This window comes from Rothia sp. 27098_8_161, from assembly GCF_041432905.1.
Lineage (GTDB): Bacteria > Actinomycetota > Actinomycetes > Actinomycetales > Micrococcaceae > Rothia.
Genome location: NZ_JAPWAL010000006.1, coordinates 33,005 through 52,315 on the forward strand (window position 1 = coordinate 33,005; position 19,311 = coordinate 52,315).

The 19,311-nt window shown below is 54.3% G+C and carries 14 protein-coding genes; 6 read left to right on the top strand and 8 right to left on the bottom strand.

Translation table 11 applies throughout. The annotated features are described in order from the left end of the window. Nucleotides 1-33 precede the first annotated feature (33 nt). The 5 genes from O3648_RS03780 to O3648_RS03800 all read right to left on the bottom strand — a co-directional run bounded on the left by O3648_RS03780 (nt 34) and on the right by O3648_RS03800 (nt 7,075). Entirely contained in the window at nt 34-1,458 is a 1,425-nt protein-coding gene (locus O3648_RS03780) for a pentapeptide repeat-containing protein (RefSeq protein WP_371568523.1), read from the bottom strand. 130 nt (nt 1,459-1,588) lie between these two features. Then, nucleotides 1,589-3,172, bottom strand: coding sequence for a pentapeptide repeat-containing protein (locus O3648_RS03785; protein ID WP_371568526.1), 1,584 nt, complete (start codon nt 3,170-3,172; stop codon nt 1,589-1,591). A gap of 125 nt (nt 3,173-3,297) precedes the next feature. Next, a complete protein-coding gene (locus O3648_RS03790; RefSeq protein WP_371568529.1) occupies nt 3,298-4,383 on the bottom strand; it encodes a pentapeptide repeat-containing protein in 1,086 nt (361 codons plus the stop codon). Nucleotides 4,384-4,452: 69 nt separating this feature from the next. Then, a complete protein-coding gene (locus O3648_RS03795; protein WP_371568532.1) occupies nt 4,453-5,364 on the bottom strand; it encodes a pentapeptide repeat-containing protein in 912 nt (303 codons plus the stop codon). Nucleotides 5,365-5,581: 217 nt separating this feature from the next. Further along, complete coding sequence (locus O3648_RS03800; protein WP_371568533.1) at nt 5,582-7,075, bottom strand: pentapeptide repeat-containing protein; 1,494 nt, start codon at nt 7,073-7,075, stop codon at nt 5,582-5,584. 757 nt (nt 7,076-7,832) lie between these two features. Between O3648_RS03800 and dnaK the strand changes: the two genes are divergently transcribed. The 4 genes from dnaK to O3648_RS03820 all read left to right on the top strand — a co-directional run bounded on the left by dnaK (nt 7,833) and on the right by O3648_RS03820 (nt 11,995). Then, a complete protein-coding gene (gene dnaK / locus O3648_RS03805; protein ID WP_371568536.1) occupies nt 7,833-9,665 on the top strand; it encodes a molecular chaperone DnaK in 1,833 nt (610 codons plus the stop codon). A gap of 2 nt (nt 9,666-9,667) precedes the next feature. Then, a complete protein-coding gene (locus tag O3648_RS03810) occupies nt 9,668-10,246 on the top strand; it encodes a nucleotide exchange factor GrpE (RefSeq protein ID WP_371568540.1) in 579 nt (192 codons plus the stop codon). A gap of 297 nt (nt 10,247-10,543) precedes the next feature. Beyond that, a complete protein-coding gene (locus O3648_RS03815; RefSeq protein ID WP_371568542.1) occupies nt 10,544-11,521 on the top strand; it encodes a DnaJ domain-containing protein in 978 nt (325 codons plus the stop codon). A 3-nt stretch (nt 11,522-11,524) separates the two neighbouring features. After that, nucleotides 11,525-11,995, top strand: coding sequence for a heat shock protein transcriptional repressor HspR (locus O3648_RS03820; RefSeq protein WP_279741696.1), 471 nt, complete (start codon nt 11,525-11,527; stop codon nt 11,993-11,995). Nucleotides 11,996-12,242: 247 nt separating this feature from the next. Here the strand turns inward: O3648_RS03820 and trmB are convergent, their stop codons facing one another. Next, a complete protein-coding gene (gene trmB, locus O3648_RS03825; RefSeq protein ID WP_371568544.1) occupies nt 12,243-13,049 on the bottom strand; it encodes a tRNA (guanosine(46)-N7)-methyltransferase TrmB in 807 nt (268 codons plus the stop codon). Between the two features lie 215 nt (nt 13,050-13,264). After that, a complete protein-coding gene (locus tag O3648_RS03830) occupies nt 13,265-13,663 on the bottom strand; it encodes a hypothetical protein (RefSeq protein ID WP_371568547.1) in 399 nt (132 codons plus the stop codon). A gap of 444 nt (nt 13,664-14,107) precedes the next feature. Here O3648_RS03830 and O3648_RS03835 point away from each other — a divergent pair, with 444 nt between their 5' ends. Then, nucleotides 14,108-15,589, top strand: coding sequence for an amino acid permease (locus O3648_RS03835; RefSeq protein WP_371568550.1), 1,482 nt, complete (start codon nt 14,108-14,110; stop codon nt 15,587-15,589). Nucleotides 15,590-16,025: 436 nt separating this feature from the next. Next, nucleotides 16,026-17,501 (top strand): amino acid permease, encoded by a 1,476-nt coding sequence (locus tag O3648_RS03840; protein WP_279741705.1) that lies wholly within the window; start codon nt 16,026-16,028, stop codon nt 17,499-17,501. Nucleotides 17,502-17,640: 139 nt separating this feature from the next. On the opposite strand, the gene O3648_RS03845 is transcribed toward O3648_RS03840, so the two are convergent. Then, nucleotides 17,641-19,203, bottom strand: a complete 1,563-nt coding sequence (locus O3648_RS03845; RefSeq protein WP_371568553.1) for a dehydrogenase — start codon at nt 19,201-19,203, stop codon at nt 17,641-17,643. Nucleotides 19,204-19,311 lie beyond the last annotated feature (108 nt).

Consider the following 19,311-nt stretch of genomic DNA (forward strand, 5'->3'; position numbering starts at 1 on the left):
GGCCTAAAGAAAATTATCTAGAAGTAAACATTTTTAGCCTTTACCTCCAGGGGAAATTACCATACCTTTTGAGAAGTCATCAGGGTTGTCTGGGTTGAAGAGATCTGCCCCTTCAGGTAGAAGAAAGATAGCTTTGTTAGGAGCAATAACTTTAGTAGTTTTAACTTGGACTGCTCCGTTCTGAGTCGAAACAGAAAAATTAATTTGACAATCCTTGTATGAAAATTGAGCAATGTATGTTATGCCAAGATTCATGGATTTAAATATTGGTTGCTGATGAAACTCAGCTTTAAAGAAGTTGGCTTCATGGAAGAAATAAGAAGAGCTAAAATCTGCTGACTTTTTGAAAATTGCTCTAAAGAATTTTATTCCCCCAGTGAAGTATGTATTTTTAAAACTTGCACTTTGTTCAAAGAGGGCATCTGAAAATACAGCTTTTTTGTTGAATCTCACGTTCTCAAAGCTGGCCTTGTGGGTGAAAACCGTGTTGTTAAAGTGAGCGTCGCGGATAAAAGTTAAACCGCTAAATTTAACATCTGACTCAAATTTTGAATTCAAGAACTTTGCACTTCCAACAGAACCTGCGGGGCCGGAGAATTCTGAATTCTCAAAGTTGGCAGACTGCTTAAAGTATGAATTATTAAAATCTGCACCGTGGATAAATTTTGTATTATTAAAAATTACATCTTTATTGAAGAAGGAATTTTTAAAATCGACCACGTAAAAAAATGTTGCTTTAGAGAAATCATAAATAAAATCGGACCAGGGTCCTCTCTGCGGTCTCTTTGGCATATTGTCTTCAAATGCGGAGCCATCATTCAACCTTTTTGTGATTTCTTTAATAATTAGTTGTCGAACTTCTTGTTCCTCGCGGAATTTAGCTTGATCTAATAAAAAGTTTCCTGGGTATTCAACAGGTTCATGGTTGCGTTCGAGGATCTTTTTATGTATGGATAACGGGTAGGATGAGCGGATGTATGCGCAAAGACTATCGATGATGACCTGCCCCTCGCTTAGGCGCTCCTCCTTAGTCTGCACGGTCTTATCATCTGCTAGCCATTCATCAACAAGTTTAGCTAGGGTATATATGCCTCCACGGCGGATAGGGGCTTTATCATCCGCGAGTTGTTCAATTGCTTTGGCGTAGCGGCTACGACGTTCGGCCTTGACTTGCCGGGCATGGTCAAGGTCGTTTTTATCTTTTTCTTGCAGATTTTTGCGTCGGTTTTCCCAAAGGGTGAGCATTGCGAGGACACCACCAGTAGCGGCCAAAATAGCCTGGCGGAGAGCAGCTACACTGTCTCCTGCGCTGAACGGTTCCGCGATGGATAAAGGTATGGAGAAAGCGCAGAGGGCGCCAATTATGGCTGTTCCAAAGAGAACTATGTAGAATTGATTCTGCTTACGAGAAGACTTTAATTTCTTGATGCAATTTAGTTTTGAAAATATTTTTATCATTAAAATAAAATCCTTTCAGTGGTGAGTGGAAAAACGAGGGGTCACACAATTTGTAAATTCATAAAATCCTTTATTTTGCAGAAGGTAAAATTTTATATCTTTGGCAACTGATTGCTTGAGAAATAAAGTTCTATAATGCGGGGCTGCCTAGATGGGTATAATCTCCTAGTTCTTCATCCCATGATGCCGGCGATATCAATATTGATCCTGCTGGGATAATAGCACGAGAGAGAAATTTTTTATCTTTGGTGAGCATGGTGGAAAATCCTAGCGGAACATTGCCGCACGATATTGTTTGCTTTTCACTAAAGGTGTGTTTTTTAGTATAGCTAAACTGAGCGTCGTTAAATGTTGTAGGTGTGGCGAATTCTGTTTTAAAAAATGTTGTATCTCCCAAGAATGTCGTTTTGTAGAAGCTAGAATATTTATCGAAGCGGGCCCCTGCAAAGAATAGCAGTTCATGAAAAATTGTTCCGCTAAAGTCAGTATCTTTTGAAAATTTGGCGTTAGAGAAAATTGTTGTATCGAAAAAATCTACTCCGCTAAAGTTTGTTTCGCCATGGAACAACACCTCGAGAAATTCAGTAATTTGGAGGAAATTAGAGCCTCCAAAGATAGCGGAATTTTTGAATTTAGCTCCATTGAACCATGTATTCTCTTGGAAGGTGGAGTGGATGAATTTTGCGGGACCTTGAAATTGACTTCCGCAGAAATCTGCATACCCACAGAATGACGATTTATTGAATTTTGATTCTCCCCAGAATTTTGAAAATCGAAAATTTGCTTCACGAATAAATTTGGAATCTGAGAAATTGGCATTCATGAAGTTAATTTCGTCAAGAGGATAGAATATTGTTGACCTTGAGAAATTAAATGTGAAGCTTTCCCAAAGTGTTTTTTCTTGTAATGAAGTGGATGACGTATTTCTTTCGACTCTTAAGCTTATTTCATTAAAGATTGTTTGGCGAACTTCTTGCTCCTCATGAAAGTTGGCTTGGTCCAGCAATAATTTTTCAGAAAATTCTTCCGGGATATCGTCTGCTTCAAAGATAGCTCGGTTCGTAGCTAAAAGGAAAGGTGAGCGGATATAAGCGCAGAGGTTATTGATAATAACCTGCCCTTCTTTTTGTTGTTCCTCTAGCTCGAGAGTACTATCAGCAAGCCATTCATCAACCAAGCCAACAAGGGTATAGATACCACCTATACGGACTGATGCTTTAGCGTCTGCAAGTTGCTCTACAGCCTTGGTGTAGCGGCTACGGCGTTCAGCATATACCTGGCGGATGTGGTCGCGCTCGTTTTTCTCTGCGTCTTGTTCGTTTTTCTTGATATCAGCCTCGACCTTGCGACGGTCGACCTGATTCTTCCAATTAGTCTGTAGAAGAGTCAAAATAGCGATGATGCCGCCAGTAATGTAGAGAATGTGTAGACGAAGGTCTGCAATTGCTTTTGGCTCTGAGTAGTCTGTCGACGCTGCTGGGATAAGCAATCCAAGGAATGGAACGCTATTCCAGGATTTCCACAGAGGGACTGTAAGCGCAAGGAATCCCCCGAGGAATCCAAGGCTTACAAGGAGCCCAAAGAAATGATGAATATAAAATGGCGTTTCGGAGAAGAAGAACCCATACACACGTGGATATTTTTCTCTGAGCCATTTTTTGAAACGAGATGAGGCTTTGCCCCGTTGCCCTGATGAAGCTTCGTTGTTTGGCAATGTTTTCTCCTGTCTTCGCTGAGAGGAACGACTACCTTTCAGCATAGTGCAAAACTGTCTGACCTGCGCTTCTATCGGTCATAAACGAAGGCCCCGTCACATATTCAACGTGGCGGGGCCTCGCGTTAATACTGCGCAGGCTCACTCATGCGCGTGTATTCCTTCCGGCATTTATCCCAGGAAGCCGGGTCGTACAGCACCGCCCCGAGAGGGAGAACGAACGTTCTATTAAGAAGCTCAGCTGTACCCAGTGGAATAGGCTGGCTACCCTCATACACCGTGAAGTTATGCGCCTCCTGACCGGCAGAATCCGAACCGGCAGGTAAAGCAGTGAACCGAGCCCGGTACGCCTCACCCGAGTCAGCATTTTCAGCTGCGAAGACCGGCGGGGTCTTCACGAAAGACACATTGCAGAAATCTGCAACGCCCATAAAGGTTGCCCCAGCGAACTCCGCGCCTGCCTCGAAGGTCGCATCAGCGAACCAAGAGAGCTGCTCAAACGCAACTCCGCTGAAGTTGGCATCAGCGCTGAAAGCCGCCGTGCTGAACCCGGCATACCCCTCAAAGATCGCCTCACGGAACTCTGCAGTCCCCGCAAAATCCGTCCTAAAGAAGCTCGCATTACCGCCGAAAGACGCCATGCAGAACCCCGCATTACTGCCAAAGGATGCGCCGCTAAACCTCACATCCGCCGCAAACGCAACATCGCGGAAGTCAGCGTGCCCTCCAAAAGATGCCTCATGGAATTCCGCATTAGCGTTGAAAGTTGCATGGTCGAAGCTCGCACTATGGTTGAACGTCGAAGAGGCAAAGTCCGCGCCCTGACCGAACGTCGTATCCGCGAAGTAGGCGCCCTCAAAGCTCGCCCCGTTGAAGTTCACCTCCCGCGCGAACGTCGCCTTGTAGAAGCCGACATGCGCCGTGAACGTCGCCTTACTAAAGTCGGCATCCTGCGCGAAGGTCGCGTTACTGAAGTTTGCTTGCTGCGGGAAGTCCATCTCATAGCTCGTCCTCGGCAGTGCAATAAACGACGCCCGGCTGAACGTGGCGTCGCCGTCGAACCGTGCCCCACCAAAATCCTCGTACTGCGTGAAGGACGCCCCGCTAAAGTCCGCCGCGCTCGCAAAGCGTACGTTGCTGAACATTGCGGACTGCTTGGTGACTACACCGGCAAAGCGCGCGACCCCGCCGAACAGCGACTTGGAGAACACCGCCGGACGGTTGAAGACCGACGCGGCGAAGTGTGCTTCATCGTGGAACGTGGAGGCGGTGAATACTGCCTATCCGCCGAAGGTGCCCGCCGCGAAGCTGGCTATGCCCGCGGTGTTCAAGCGTGAAAAATTGGCGTCGGAGTTGAAAGAAGATACCGCGAAGTCAGCCGCAGCCGAAAAGACCGCGTCTGAGAAGTCAGCCTCGCCGGTGAAGGTTACGGTTGCGAAGCTTGCCGCGTCCGCAAAGCATGCCCGGCTGAACTCTGCCGCACCTGCGAAGTGCGCGGCGCTGAAGCCCACCCAGTCGTTGAAGTTCGCACCCTGGAAGGATGCGTCAGCGGTGAACTGGGCTGCGGAGAAGCTGGTGTAACCGTGGAAGGTTGCGCCGGAAAAATCCGCCGGGCCGTAGAAGGTTGCGGAGGCGAAATCGGCGTTCTGAAAGTGCAGCTGCCGCAACGGGTAGAAGATGGGTGCGCCGCCAAAGTCGAAGCGCAGATCAGCCCACATGGGCGATACCGACGGCACCGCGTGCTGGTTCTCCTCGTTGCCTTTTTCGGTGCTCTTGGTAATTGCGGCGAGGCGGCGGCTGAACTCCATGAAGACCGTGCGGCGCACTAGCTGCTCTTCGCGTAGTGCCTCCTGATCGCGCGTAAAGTCGCCTTCGTACTCTTCGGGGGCTTCGCCTGCTTCTAGGATCTGCCGTTTCTGTGCGAGGGGGTAGGGCGTGCGGATGCACCCGGTCAGCGCGTCGACGATGGTCTGGGCTTCTTCTCGGCGCACCTGCTCGGGGAGGGATGCGTCGGTGAGCCATGCGTCTGCGAGGTTTGCGAGCGTGTACGCCCCGCCGAGGCGTACGGCGGGCTGGCCGTCGAGGAATTGTTCGAGGGCGTGCGTGTAGCGTTCGCGCCGCTCAGCCTGCTGGTTGTGTGCCGGTGCGTTTTTGCGTTGCCGCAGCGCAGTTAAGAGTTTGTTGAGGTTCATGGCGGTGTTCCCTTCCTGCTCCGGTGCTGGCTTATAACCAGCATAGGGGAGAGCCCCACCCCTGCCCGCTCGCGCTGGTTAAAAGAAGAAGTCCCGCCTGCACGAGATGTACAGACGGGGCTTTTCGAGGGATTAGAATAAGATTATCAGCTGGATATTAATTGTTATTCGGGTTCTATTTTTATAATTACTATTTATCTATTTAAATAGAGCGATTCTAGGTCTTTTTAGTCGGGGTAAAAAGTATGGCCCCGTCGGGAATAGTGAATATTTGTCCATCGGGTGACAAAGGGTGGCTTTTTCTAATAGCATAATTGCTATTTCGTGATACTGAAAAATCGTAGAAGTTTGGATCAACAAGACATGAAAACCTAGCTTGTAGAATCGGATTATCTGAATCACCAATTGCAAACTGTGGACTACTATTTTTGAATTTCGATTTAGTGAAAAGAGATGCACTTTCAAAGATTGCAGCACAGAAATCTGCAGCACCATGAAAAGTTGCTTTGCTGAACACAGCAGCAGAATAAAAATGTGCATACGTAAAATCTGCAAGATCACTGAAAATGGCGGATTCAAAATCGGCTGTATCTGCATATTCAATCATTCCCAAGTGAGCTTTTTTCTTGAATTTTGAATTCGAAAAGTCTACCTCTCCAATGAAGTACATCTTTGATGTAGAATCTCCAGGAATTATCGATCCAAAAGTTGCGTCTTCATTAAATATTGTATTGGAAAAATTTGTATTTCCGATGAATGTTGAACGTGTGAATGATGTTTTTATGTAAAATTTTGAACCTTTGAAATTTGCATTGGCAAATCTGAGGTTCTCCAACGGATAGAATATGGGGGAATTTTTAAAGTTGAATGTAAAATTTTTAAAACTAGTCAGCTGGTTCTGCGGGTTGGCGATTCTTGAAGAAAATTCATGAAAAATTTTTTGTCGAGTCTCAGCCTCTTCTTCGAGGAATTTTTTATCTGATTCCAGGAGGGAATTAAAATTCATTAATTGGTTATCAGTGTATCCGTCTGGCATTGATTGAATATAGTTACATAAAATATTTATAATATTTTGCCCACTTTTGCGAGCCTGCTCTTTGGGGATATCTGAGTCACTGAGCCACTCGTCTGCAATAGATGCAAGGCCTTGAATGGCGTTAATTTTTGAATAATGATTTTCGCTTCTTAAATTATCCACAAGAAGCATGGTCCGTTCATGGCGCTGAGATTGGGGGTCAGAAGAGATATGCTGAATAATGAAGGTGTGGTTATTTGAGGGATTCTTTATGAGTCCAAAGATTCCGAGAATTCCAGAAACAAATCCGGAAAAATCGCTAAACCATTTTAGGTCTAGTGCTGAAAATAGTGCAAAAATAAATCCAGTGGGGAGAATAAGGTATTTTAGGTCTTCAAGTAGGTAGTCTATGAGTTTTTTGAATTCTAATTTTGAATTATTTTTAAGAATTAGCATATATATTATAAAAAATACTATTAGAATGGAGAGCATCAATATGTTTAAAAAATCATATTTAAGTGGAAGTGGCGTATTTTTTAGTAAATCTTGAAATTTTGAGATTAGGCCATAAATGATTAGGCTGATGCTTAAAACCCATCCCGGTATTCTTGTTGATCTATATTTGGCGATTTTGCTTTTGGGTACACCGTTAGATTCATGGTTGCCAGTAGGTGTTGGTCTACTTTGATCTTGCATTGGAATCTCCTGTCTACTTTGCGAGAGTATGGTCGTACCCAGCATACGGCAGGCGGGTGGTCTCAAGCCATAGTTGAGGGTTGAGGAATTGCGGGGCGGATAAGCGGAGATACCCTCCTATAAAGCGAGCGATGGAGCTTGCATGCAGGTCCTCTATATATAAGAGGAGTGAATCTCTGAGATCTCAGGCGGGTGCCTGTAGTTGAGGTGCCTGCACAAAGCACACCCCTAGCAATGCTGCTAGAAGTCGAGTTTCCAGACTTAAAAATCGCCCCGCGCCCCCTATAAAAGGTGCCCCTGTGCCACCTTCCGGCACCTCTCACACCCCAGTTTTTAGGTTTTTCACCCTTTTTTAAAGATTTTTAAAAATTTTTTTCGCCCAATTAGTCCGCCCATGTCCGCCGTGCGCTGAATCGCCGCGCCGCACCCTCGCCCAGGGTGAAAACCCCGGAATTCCGCGGTAAACCGCCCCATCCGCACCTCGCCAGCGCCCTAAAATCTCCCGCAAAACACCCCTCCATAGCCCCGAAAGCCCCACCCCTCACACCCCTCCACGAAAAAAAGTTGAGTAAAGTTCGCTCAACTCTATTGACAGCCCCTCCAAGAGAGTGCATACTTGAGTACATGAGGCTCAAGGAAGCCGCGCAGACCACTCCATATGGAGTGTCACGCGCAGCGCCGACCGCCTCCACAATTTTCAAACTAACCCGCCTCGCATTGGAAGAAGCGGGGCGCTGATCACAAGGAGTGAATACATATGGCACGTGCAGTAGGCATTGACCTCGGTACCACCAACTCTGTCGTTTCGGTTCTCGAAGGCGGCGACCCCGTCGTCATCGCCAACGCAGAGGGCACCCGCACCACCCCCTCCGTCGTCGCATTCTCCAAGGACGGCGAGGTCCTGGTTGGTAACGTCGCAAAGCGTCAGGCAGTGACCAACGTCGACCGCACCATCTCCTCAGTCAAGCGCCACATGGGCACCGACTGGACCACCGAGATTGACGGCAAGAAGTACACCCCCCAGGAAATCTCCGCACGAACCCTCATGAAGCTGAAGGGTGACGCAGAGGCATTCCTGAACGACACTGTCACCGACGCTGTCATCACCGTCCCGGCATACTTCAACGACGCTGAGCGCCAGGCAACCAAGGAAGCCGGCGAGATTGCAGGCCTGAACGTCCTGCGTATCGTCAACGAGCCCACCGCCGCAGCACTGGCATACGGCCTGGACAAGGGTAAGGAAGACGAACTCATCCTGGTCTTCGACCTCGGGGGCGGTACCTTCGACGTCTCCCTGCTGGAAGTCGGCAAGGACGAAGACGGCTTCTCCACCATCCAGGTTCGCGCAACCAGCGGTGACAACCGCCTCGGTGGTGACGACTGGGACCACCGCGTAGTCGAGTGGCTGCTTGCACAGGTGAAGGCAAACACCGGCGCAGACCTGTCCAAGGACAAGATTGCTCTGCAGCGTCTGCAGGAAGCAGCTGAGCAGGCTAAGAAGGAACTGTCCAGCGCAACCAGCACCAACATCTCGCTGCAGTACCTGTCTGTCACCCCCGAGGGCCCCATCCACCTGGATGAGAAGCTGACCCGCGCAAAGTTCGAGGAACTGACCCGCGACCTGCTCGAGCGCACCAAGAAGCCCGTGCTTGACGTCATCAAGGAAGCCGGCGTGTCTGTCTCCGAGATCTCCGAGGTCGTTCTGGTCGGTGGCTCCACCCGTATGCCCGCCGTCGCTGAGCTCGTCAAGGAATTAACCGGCCGCGAGCCCAACAAGAGCGTCAACCCCGACGAGGTCGTGGCAATGGGTGCAGCACTGCAGGCAGGCGTTCTGAAGGGCGACCGTAAGGACGTTCTGCTGATTGACGTCACCCCCCTCTCCCTCGGTATCGAGACCAAGGGTGGTGTGATGACCAAGCTGATCGAGCGCAACACCGCAATCCCGACCAAGCGTTCCGAGACCTTCACCACCGCAGAGGACAACCAGCCCTCCGTGACCATTCAGGTTTTCCAGGGTGAGCGTGAGTTCACTCGCGACAACAAGAACCTGGGTACCTTCGAGCTGACCGGCATCGCCCCCGCACCCCGCGGCGTGCCCCAGATTGAGGTCACCTTCGACATCGACGCAAACGGTATCGTGCACGTCTCCGCAAAGGACAAGGGCACCGGCGCTGAGCAGTCCATGACCATCACCGGCGGTTCCTCCCTCTCCAAGGACGACATCGACCGCATGGTCAAGGACGCAGAAGCACACGCAGAGCAGGACAAGGCACGCCGCGAGGCTGCTGACACCCGCAACGCGGCTGAGTCCGTCGCATACTCCGTCGAGAAGCTCCTGAAGGAGAACGGCGACAAGCTGCCCGAGGATGTTAAGACCGAGGTCCAGGGTGATGTCGACGAGCTGAAGAAGGCACTCGAAGGCGACGACGACGCAGCAGTGAAGTCCGCATTCGAGAAGCTGCAGGCATCCCAGTCCAAGCTGGGCGAGGCACTCTACGCAGCAGCACAGGCTGAGGCATCCGAGTCCAAGCCCGCCGCTGATGAGGACGTTGTCGACGCCGAGGTCATCGACGAAGACGAGAAGAAGTAATCATGGCTGAGCAGGAAAACGTCACCCCCGACCCGCTGGAGGAGGCATTCAACGCCCCCGCAGCGGAAGGCCACCCCGAAGCTGAATCGGCAGAAAACACCGACGACGCAGCGGAAGCCGTCGAGGCTGAGCTCCAGGATGCCGTAGAAGCAGAATCTGCGGATGCGGCACTCGCCGCAGAGCGCCTAGACTCCCTGCTTCGCCTGCAGGCTGAGTTCACCAACTACAAGAACCGCACTGCCCGCGAAAAGGAGCAGCTGCGACTCTTCGTCATCAGTGACCTGGTCGGTTCCCTACTGCCGGTGTTCGACGACATCGACGCCGCACGCAAGCACGGCGACCTGCAGGACGGCCCCTTTGCCTCCATCGCTGCGAAGCTCGAAGAGCTGCTCAGCAAGCAGGGTGTGGAGCGTTTCGGTGAAGTAGGCGATGCCTTCGACCCGAATATCCACGAAGCTGTACTGCAGCAGCCCACCGACGAGGTGGCTGAGGATCATGTCTCCATGGTTCTGCGTTACGGCTACCGTGTGAACGACCGCGTGGTTCGTACCGCTCAGGTGGCTGTGGCTGTTGCACCGTAAGGTGGTCGGCTAAGCATTGGCGAATAACTAACGACGGGCGGGTGCTCTCCCTGATGGGGGAGTACCCGCCCTGATGTTTGCCTGGCTCGCTATGCCCGGTGTTGGCGTGGGTTTCGGCGAGCTGTGGCGGCGGTTAACAGGCTTGTAGGGGTGCTATTTTTTTGGCTCAGCCCTTTCAAAATTGAGTCAAGTAGACTAAACTTTTATATAGAGTATTAAGACAAGCACGCGGTGCCCCTGCAAGCCGTCCCGTAACCGAGGAGGGCGGCGCATCACCGCACGAAGGAGAAACACAACATGGCAAGCGAAAACTGGATAACTGACGACTTCTACAAGACCCTAGGTGTTAGCGAAGATGCCAGCGAAAGCGACATTAAGAAGGCGTATCGCAAGCTCTCACGCAAGTACCACCCGGACCTTAACCCCGGCGACGCCGCAGCAGAGAAGAAGTTCAAGGAAATCTCGGAAGCATACGATGTGCTCTCCGATAAGAAGCAGCGCGAAGAGTACGACCAGATCCGCCGCTACGGTGCCGCAGGCATGGGGGGTTTCGGCGGTGGCGGTTACACCGGTTACCCCGGCGCGGACGCATTCGGTGGCTTCAGCAACGGCGGCGCAGGGATCAACATTGACGACCTGCTCGGCGGCCTCTTCGGTGGCAGTGCCGGCGGCTCCCGACGCTCCGCAGGCTTCACCAGCGCAGACTTCGGCGGCATGGGTGGTGGCGGCTTCGGCGGCGCACAGCACGCAGCACCCGAAGAAAGTACTACCAGCACCCGCATCAGCCTCGCCCAGGCATACACCGGCGCGACCGTGACTGTGTTCCTGCCGGACGGCTCCCACACCGAGGCACGCATCCCCGCAGGTATCAAGGACGGTCAGAAGGTTCGACTGCGCGGCAAGGGCCTGCGCGGCGGTGACCTGAAGGTCACCGTGCGCGTTTCTGAAGATTCCGTGTACTCCCGCGAGGGCAACAACCTGATTCTGCGCGCACCCGTCACCCTCGCCGAGGCCGTCGACGGCGCCGTGATTGAGGTGCCCCTGCCCGACGCATCCACTGTGAAACTGCGCTTGGCACCCGGCCAGGTCGGCCGCCGACTGCGCGCTAAGGGCCGCGGCTTCAAGGCTAAGGGCGGCGACGGCGACCTGCTGGTCATCCCCGAAATCGTACTCCCCACCGAGCTGAGCGCAGAGGCGCAGGAAGCATTCGATAAATTCGTAAAACTGGCACCGCAGGAGAACCCGCGTAAGGATCTGTTGAAGAAGGCTAAGTAAACCATGGCATCTCGAGAATCATCATCTAAGTCCCGTAGCGGCAAGCCGTTGCACAGTGTGGACCGCCCGGTTTTCGTGATTTCTGTGGCGGCTGAACTGGCCGGCATGCACCCACAGACTCTGCGCCAGTACGACCGTATTGGCCTGGTCCAGCCTTCGCGTGCGCCGGGTAAGGCGCGCCGCTATTCGCAGCGTGATGTGAACCGTCTGCAGCAGATTCAGCAGCTCTCGCAGGAGGGTGTCTCCCTGGAAGGTATTCGCCGCATTATTGAGCTGGAATCCCTCGTGGAGCAGCAACAGGAGCAGATCGCGGCGTTGCAGCGTCAGGTTGAGGACGCGAAGGTGAAGCTGGGCATGGCGGAGCGCGTGTTCGCCGCCGGTACCAGTGGCGATGTGGTGCATATTGCCCGCGGTACCCGCCCGGCGCCTCGTCGGCGTTCTTCGGCGGTGGTTCTCTACCGTAAGCCGCGTTAACCTGTTAGGCTAGGATAAACGGCTCGGCTGTTCTGGCCCATCTGCGCTAGTCAGCCACCCATATAGGCTTGTGCGTCTTAGCGTTGTGCGAGCGAGGTAGGGTAGACCCCCGCCCGCATGCACTTAGACCCACACACAAGAAGGTGAGGCTCCCCGAATGATCGGGGAGCCTCACCTTCTTTAACGTATGCACTTTGCGCGGCGGCGGGAAATCACATGGCGGTAACTCTTGCTAGCGCTGCTCCGCTTACTTGCGGCGGTAAGTCAGATCGTGCGCGCGGCGGCCCGCCTCCTGAGCCTTACGCTCAAAGCTGGTGAGAGTACGACCCTCCCAACGCGGAGCCCAGCCACCCAGCGGATCCTCCTCGGTCGCACCGGCGCCTGGGTTCACGTTCTCAAAGTCGGGGTGCGCCTCCAGAACCTCACGCATGACCAGGGCATACTCCTCCCAGTCAGTCGCCAGACGCCAAATGCCGCCGGGCTTGAGCACACGCGCAACCTTATCAGCAAACGCCGGGGACACCAGGCGGCGCTTGTGGTGGCGGGACTTGTGCCAGGGATCCGGGAAGAACACCCACAGCTCATCCACGGAGTTCTCCTCAAGCATGTTGTCGAGCAGCTCGGGTGCGTTCGCCTGAGCCACACGCACGTTCTCCACGCCGGCGTTACCCATCTTCAGCAGCAGGTCTGCGATGCCGGGGGTGTACACCTCAACGGCAAGGAAGTTTGCCTCGGGCACCTCAACTGCGCGGTGCACGATTGCCTCTCCCAGACCGGAACCAATCTCGACGACCTGGTACGCCTTACGGCCGTAAATCTTGACCGGGTCGAAAGTCGCCTCGGGGGCTACGGAAGTATCGGTGCGCAGGCGCGGGATGTCCAGCACATGGGTGGGGGAGTAGGTGTCCCACGCCTTCTGACGGCGCGCGGTGAGGCGATCGCCGCGGCGGACGAAGGAGTAGGGCTGGCGGAAGAATTCCTCGGGAACCGGCTTCTTGGCCTTTTCTTCGGTAGATTCGGGTGCCTGGGTAGGCTGTGTGTTCTCAGTAGACATACCTAAAAGAATAGCGTAGCGCCGCTACACCGTGCGGTTTCGTGGTGTGTGGGGCTGGCGTGACGCTGAACCAGCCGGGCGTGACGCTGAACTAGTCGGGCGTATGCCGGTCTGAGAAATACAGAAATTCAACGCGCAGACAAAAGTGCGGCGGGAACGATTATTGTTCCCGCCGCACTTTCGTGAGGTCGTCTGAGTGAGTTAGCGTGTGGGGCTTACTTCTTGGAGCCCAGCAGTGCCAGGCCTGCGCCGAGCAGCACGATGTTGTTTGCGAGCTGCTGGCCGTCCTGGGTGGGGCGGAAGGTTGCGTCGTGCATATCCGGGTTGCGGAAGTACATGGTCATCAGGTTTGCCGCGAATGCGGTCAGGCCTGCGCCCGCCAGGCGTGCGGGGACGAAGGGGGTCAGCAGGGTTGCGCCGAGTGCGGTTTCTGCGCCGGAGATGAGCTTACCGAAGGTTGCTGCATCCAGCTTGGAGACTGCGGGAACACCGGTTGCCGCCATCTGCTGCAGGAAGGCGTAGGTGCCTTCGTCTGCCTTGAGCTTCTTGACGCCTGCGTCGAGGATGAGTGCGCCGGCGGTGAGTCGAAGTGCTGCGTTGGAGAACTTGCCCATTATTGTGTCCTTCTGCTTGGTAGTTGGTTGGTTAGGTTTTTGTTGAACAGTTTCTACTCTAGACCCAGTTCCGTGCTTTGTAAAGTTTTACATGTAAATCTTCTAAATATTTTTGGCACCACAAATTCCAACCGGGAATAGCACAAAATTCGCTCATAGAAATTTTTGGGCACTTGCACCCCCTATCTTCTGTTGGATTCCTTGTGCTCATGTGGGTCTTAAGAGGTAAAATTTGAAATTATTCATTCTCTGCATAATTCTTTATCCGTGATGTAAGAAAACGGCAACCCCGTGAAATCGGAGTCCACAAGCTCAAGCGCACTGCACAACCTGAGGAAACGCGAGGCTCCCCTCCTTCTTGCCACCAAGAAATATGCATGAATACCAACCACCCGGAACCGCCCAAACCAAACTAAGGCGAACCGACGCAGGAAAGAGAAATACGTGACACAGCAGCCAACGCCGCATAACTCCGTCACCGGCCTAGACTCCGAAGCAGAGCACTCCAAGCTCCAACGCGGACTTAGCTTCCGGCATATCCAGCTCATTGCTATTGGTGGTGCTATCGGCACCGGCCTCTTCCTCGGCTCGGCAAAGACTATTGCGCTAACCGGCCCCTCCATCGTCTTCGTCTACGCAATTATCGGTAGCGTCATCTACTTTGTGCTGCGCGCCATGGGCGAGATTCTACTCTCCAACCCCAACTACAAATCCTTCACCGACTTCATTACCGACATCCTTGGCCTTCGTGCCGGGTTCTTTGTCGGCTGGTCTTACTGGTTCTTCTGGGTGGTCACCGGCATTGCGGACGTCATTGCCATTACCGGCTACGTCAAATACTGGTGGCCGGACATCCCCGCCTTTGCCCCGGCGCTGACCGTGATCGTGGCTCTGCTTCTGCTGAATCTGCCCTCAGTGAAGAACTTCGGCGAAATCGAATTCTGGTTCGCCGTCATTAAAATCGTCGCCATTGTGCTGCTCATTGTTGTGGGTGCGCTCATGGTCGCCTTCAGCTTCACCAGCCCCGACGGTACCGTCGCCTCCGTAGCGAATCTCTGGGATCACCCCGGCCCCTCCGGTAGCGGTATCTTCACCCAGGGCCTGATGGGCTTCCTGGGTGCCTTCCAGATTGCACTCTTCGCCTTTGTGGGCGCTGAGCTGGTCGGCGCCGCCGTGGCGGAAACCGAACACCCCGAACGCACCCTGCCCAAGGCAATTAACGCGGTGCCCTTCCGCATTGGTCTCTTCTACGCCCTGCCGCTGCTGACCATCCTCGCCGTAACCCCTTGGGACAAGCTGGATAAGTCCATGAGCCCCTTCGTGGGTATGTTTTCCCTGGCTGGCATTGGTGTTGCCGCCTCCCTGGTGAATTTTGTGGTGCTGACCTCCGCGGCGTCCTCGGCGAACTCTGGTATTTTCTCAACCTCCCGCATGGTCTACGGTCTGGCGCACGACGGTGCCGCACCCTCCGCGTTGGGCAAGCTCACCAAGAATGGTGTGCCCGCCAATGCCCTGTACCTGACCACTGTGATGCTGCTGTTCAGCCTGGTTATGCTCTATGCCGGTAGTGGCATTATGGAGGCGTTCACTGTGGTGACCTCTGTGGCATCGATGATGGGTATCTTCACCTGGAGCATGATTCTGATTGCGTATCTGGTGTACCGCAAGAAGTTCCCTGAACGCCACGAGGCGTCAGAGTATAAGATGCCCTGGGGTATCGGTATGAGTTGGTTTGGTCTGGTCTTCTTTGCCGTGATGGTATACGCCCTGAGCCTGTACCCGGATACCGCTGTCGCTTTGGCTCTGACCCCCGTCTGGTTCATTGCTCTGGCTATCGGCTACGAGATTCTGACTCGCCGCCATGCGGCGAAGCGTGCCCGCGCGTTGGCTTCTGAAAACAGCGATGACGAGGCTTCTCAGAAGTAATTCTGTTCTTGCGTTGGTACGTATTGGTATAGCGTTTAAGCCCCGTTTTCACATTCTTTTTGGATGTGGAGGCGGGGCTTGCGTATGTTTCTGTGTGTGATGAGGGGATAGTTCACACCGGGTAGTATGACCTAAATAATAGACATAAGTCACAATTTTTGCTGAAAATCCACTCCTGAACCCCCAATATCCTGTAGAATAACTATTCAAATAGCTGTGAGAGCACCCAGATAAACTCCGCGTTGGTCGATAGTGTGACACTTCCGAACACAGTGCGGTAACTGGTAGAGCCCCAGCCACGCCCCGAAATCCGGGGCCGCCCCGCAAAGCAACTAGCCGCATATTCATACAGAGATCCTATCTGCTGTGATATGACAGTTGTCATCTAGCAACGGCACATGCGGTACGGGGTACCAACCGCAGAAAAGAGGATGCTGTGACCGAGCAGAACAACGCAACCCTCAAACTAAAAGCTTCAGAACAGGGAGAACGACTGCACCGTGGCCTCAGTAACCGCCACATCCAGCTGATTGCCATCGGTGGCGCCATCGGCACAGGCCTATTCATGGGCTCTGGTCGCGCCATCTCCCTCGCAGGCCCCTCCGTGATTTTCGTTTACATGCTCATCGGCGCCTTCATCTTCCTGGTGCTGCGAGCTATGGGTGAAATCCTGCTCTCCAACCTGAAGTACAAGTCCTTCTCCGACTTCACCACCGACCTGGTCGGCCCCATGGCCGGGTTCTTCCTCGGCTGGTCCTACTGGTTCATGTGGGTGGTCACCGCCGTCGCGGATATTATCGCAATTGTTGGCTACCTGCGTATGTGGTGGCCCGACCTACAAGCCTGGATCCCGGCGCTCGCCGTCATCGGTGTTCTGCTGACCTTGAATCTGGTATCCGTGAAGAACTTTGGCGAAATCGAATTCTGGTTCTCCATGATCAAGATTGTCGCTATCGTTGCCCTGATTATCGTTGGCGGCGGCATGGTCGCTGTCGGCTTCACCTCACCCAGTGGTGCTCAGGCCTCTTTTGCAAACCTCTGGAATGACGGCGGCATGTTCCCGAACCACTTCATCGGCTTCCTTGGCGCATTCCAGATTGCCGTCTTTGCGTTCATGGGCTCCGAGCTGGTTGGTACCACTGCCGCAGAAACCCAGGACCCCGAAAAGACCCTGCCCAAGGCAATCAACGCCGTACCGGTACGTATTATGGTCTTCTACGTGGGTGCACTCGTCACTATCCTGATGGTTACCCCCTGGCGCCTCATCAGCCCCGATAAGAGCCCCTTCGTGGCCATGTTCACTCTGGCGGGCTTGGGTATCGCCGCACACATTATTAACTTTGTGGTGATTACCAGCGCAACCTCCTCAGCGAACTCCGGTATCTTCTCGACCTCGCGTATGGCATTCGGTCTGGCACGCGAGCGCAGCGCCCCCAAGTTTCTGGGCAAGATCTCTAAGAACGGTGTGCCGCGTAACGCGCTGTTCCTCTCCGCCGTGATGCTGTTGTCCTCCATCGTGCTGCTCTACGCGGGTGACTCGATTTCTCGTGCGTTTAACCTGGTTACTACCGTGGCTGCGGTGCTGGTGATTTTTGCCTGGACCATGATTATGGTCAGCTACCTGATGTACCGCAAGAAGTTCCCCTCGCGCCACGAGAAGTCGCACTTCCGCCTGCCCGGTGGCCGTTTCTCCGCGTGGCTGGCGCTGGCGTTCTTTGCCTTCACTATCGGTGTTCTCACCATGGATGAGGAAACCCTCATGGGTCTGCTTGCGATGCCCGTCTGGTTCGCGATTCTGGGCATCGGCTGGTTCTTCAAGCGCCGCGCTGATGCACGCCGCGAAGAGGCAATCTCAACCCGCACCGCACAGATTGCGATTGTGGAGGCGTCCGAAATTTTCTCGGCACGCTAAGCAACCATGCTAAGCCGCGCCGACTATCGGCCCGGCTACCAGCGAATGCGTAAAGCCCGCGCCGCTACTCTTTCAGGGTAGGTGTGCGGGCTTTTGCTATCTCTATCGATGAACCTGAGAGGCGCACGGGAGTGTGTGCTTAGACGGAATCCGTCTCCACCTCTTCAGCCAGCGGGTCCTCATCATCGGTGCGGTAGAAATCCCAGCGTTCACAACCGCAACCGGAACGCATCGCCTCGATGACGGCGGCAGCAGCCTCCAGTGGGTCGAGCGCATGCAGGTTCCACAGCGCATGCACCGGTACCGGGTGCCTCCAGCCGTGCTCCTGCAGGAACTCGGGGTCAAAGGCGGGTAGCGCCTCGGCGGTAGGTTCGAGCTCGCAGAGGAAGCCGGTGGGGGAGCGGAAAACCGTCACCACGGGGGGTGGGTCGGCGTCTTCCAGGCAGGCGCCGTCAAAGAAGTAGTAGGTGCTCAGGCGGCGGTTCCAGGCAAGCTGAGCGAGGCGTTCGCCGAAGACTTTCACCGTCTGCTCCCACTGGGTGCGGTGGTACGCCGCCAGGTCGGTGTGGGCGGTTTGCACCACGCCGATGCCCTGCTCGGTGAGTTCGCGGGCGCTCAGACGCGCGGGCTCTGCGGGAGCGTCCGCGGGGGACTTCTCCGGGATATCCAGCTCTGCTAGTTCTGCTTCGGTCAGCTCAGCGTTACCCAGCTCAGCATTGAGGAGCTCACGCTCCTCCGGGGCACTTGACTCAGCGGCGCTCGCCTCAGCGGCAGCTTCGTTTGCTTCGTTCCTCCTCCACAGGCGCAGCTCGCGGGCAATCTGTACGCGTCCGCGATGCAGGGTCGCCTGCCAGGAGCCGAACTTGGCGCGTACCGCTCCCAGGGGCGGCACCTGCTCAATGAGTGTGGGAATGGTAGACCAGTAGCCGTAGTTTAGTGCCGTCGGTTCGCGGTCGTAGCGGGCACAATAGCTCAAAAAGAGGCTCAGGGTCTTCGGCGCAAAATCCTCGGGTACCGAGGTGGCGTCAATGTACCACTCGTTTTCGAGCGCCTCCGCCGGATAGATGCCGGTACGGAGCATACCCAGGGACCAGTCGCCGTCGCCGAGGTAGTCGTTTACCGTCTGCGCGGGGGCAGGCCACGCCGATTCGCCCTCCATGCTGGAGGCAAGCAGGGTGTATAGGCTACCGCCCTCGGTGCCGATTTCTTTCACGCCGCGCTGCCGGATGTCCTCGAGGGTCTGCGCGTACGCCTCTTCCTCCAGCTGGGAGTAGGGGTGCGCGGCAAGGTACTTGAGCGTTGCGCCAATCTTCGCCAGGATGGTGGCGAAGTCTTCGCTATTGAAGTGGCGCGCCTCCAGCGCGGGTGGCAGGTCATGGATAATATCGCAATCAAGAATTAACGCCGCGTACTCGGGCTCCGGGGGCAGATCGTAGGCTTCCGCGAAAACATACCAGAGGCCGCAGGCGAGCACCGTGTAGCTTGGGGCCTCTGCCGTGACCGGGCCAAACTGCCAGATGCCGGAGTTCAGCGCATAATTCAGGTGCTTCTTGTTGATGCGCGGGTACAGAAAATTGAGGCGGCGGAGAACCTGGGTAGGGGTTAACCCCAGTGCGGCGAGTTCAGCGATGAGTTCCGCGTACTCGTCGTGAAAATCTAAGTAGCCCTCCGGAGCGTTTGATAGCGCGGCTCGTTCGCGCATGGGTCCCTCTTTCATCTGCAGGATGTGGCAGCACCTTGTCGTACCGTGCCGCCGAACCCCTGAACGTATGCACGCAGATAAGGGTGTTTGCGTGATGTGAGGCCGCCA

Excerpts from the sequence above, each read along its gene's own strand:
- O3648_RS03780 (WP_371568523.1), bottom strand. The coding sequence starts at position 1,458 with ATGATAAAAATATTTTCAAAACTAAATTGCATCAAGAAATTAAAGTCT.
- O3648_RS03795 (WP_371568532.1), bottom strand. The coding sequence starts at position 5,364 with ATGAACCTCAACAAACTCTTAACTGCGCTGCGGCAACGCAAAAACGCA.
- O3648_RS03800 (WP_371568533.1), bottom strand. The coding sequence starts at position 7,075 with ATGCAAGATCAAAGTAGACCAACACCTACTGGCAACCATGAATCTAAC.
- dnaK (WP_371568536.1), top strand. The coding sequence starts at position 7,833 with ATGGCACGTGCAGTAGGCATTGACCTCGGTACCACCAACTCTGTCGTT.
- O3648_RS03810 (WP_371568540.1), top strand. The coding sequence starts at position 9,668 with ATGGCTGAGCAGGAAAACGTCACCCCCGACCCGCTGGAGGAGGCATTC.
- O3648_RS03815 (WP_371568542.1), top strand. The coding sequence starts at position 10,544 with ATGGCAAGCGAAAACTGGATAACTGACGACTTCTACAAGACCCTAGGT.
- O3648_RS03820 (WP_279741696.1), top strand. The coding sequence starts at position 11,525 with ATGGCATCTCGAGAATCATCATCTAAGTCCCGTAGCGGCAAGCCGTTG.
- trmB (WP_371568544.1), bottom strand. The coding sequence starts at position 13,049 with ATGTCTACTGAGAACACACAGCCTACCCAGGCACCCGAATCTACCGAA.
- O3648_RS03830 (WP_371568547.1), bottom strand. The coding sequence starts at position 13,663 with ATGGGCAAGTTCTCCAACGCAGCACTTCGACTCACCGCCGGCGCACTC.
- O3648_RS03845 (WP_371568553.1), bottom strand. The coding sequence starts at position 19,203 with ATGCGCGAACGAGCCGCGCTATCAAACGCTCCGGAGGGCTACTTAGAT.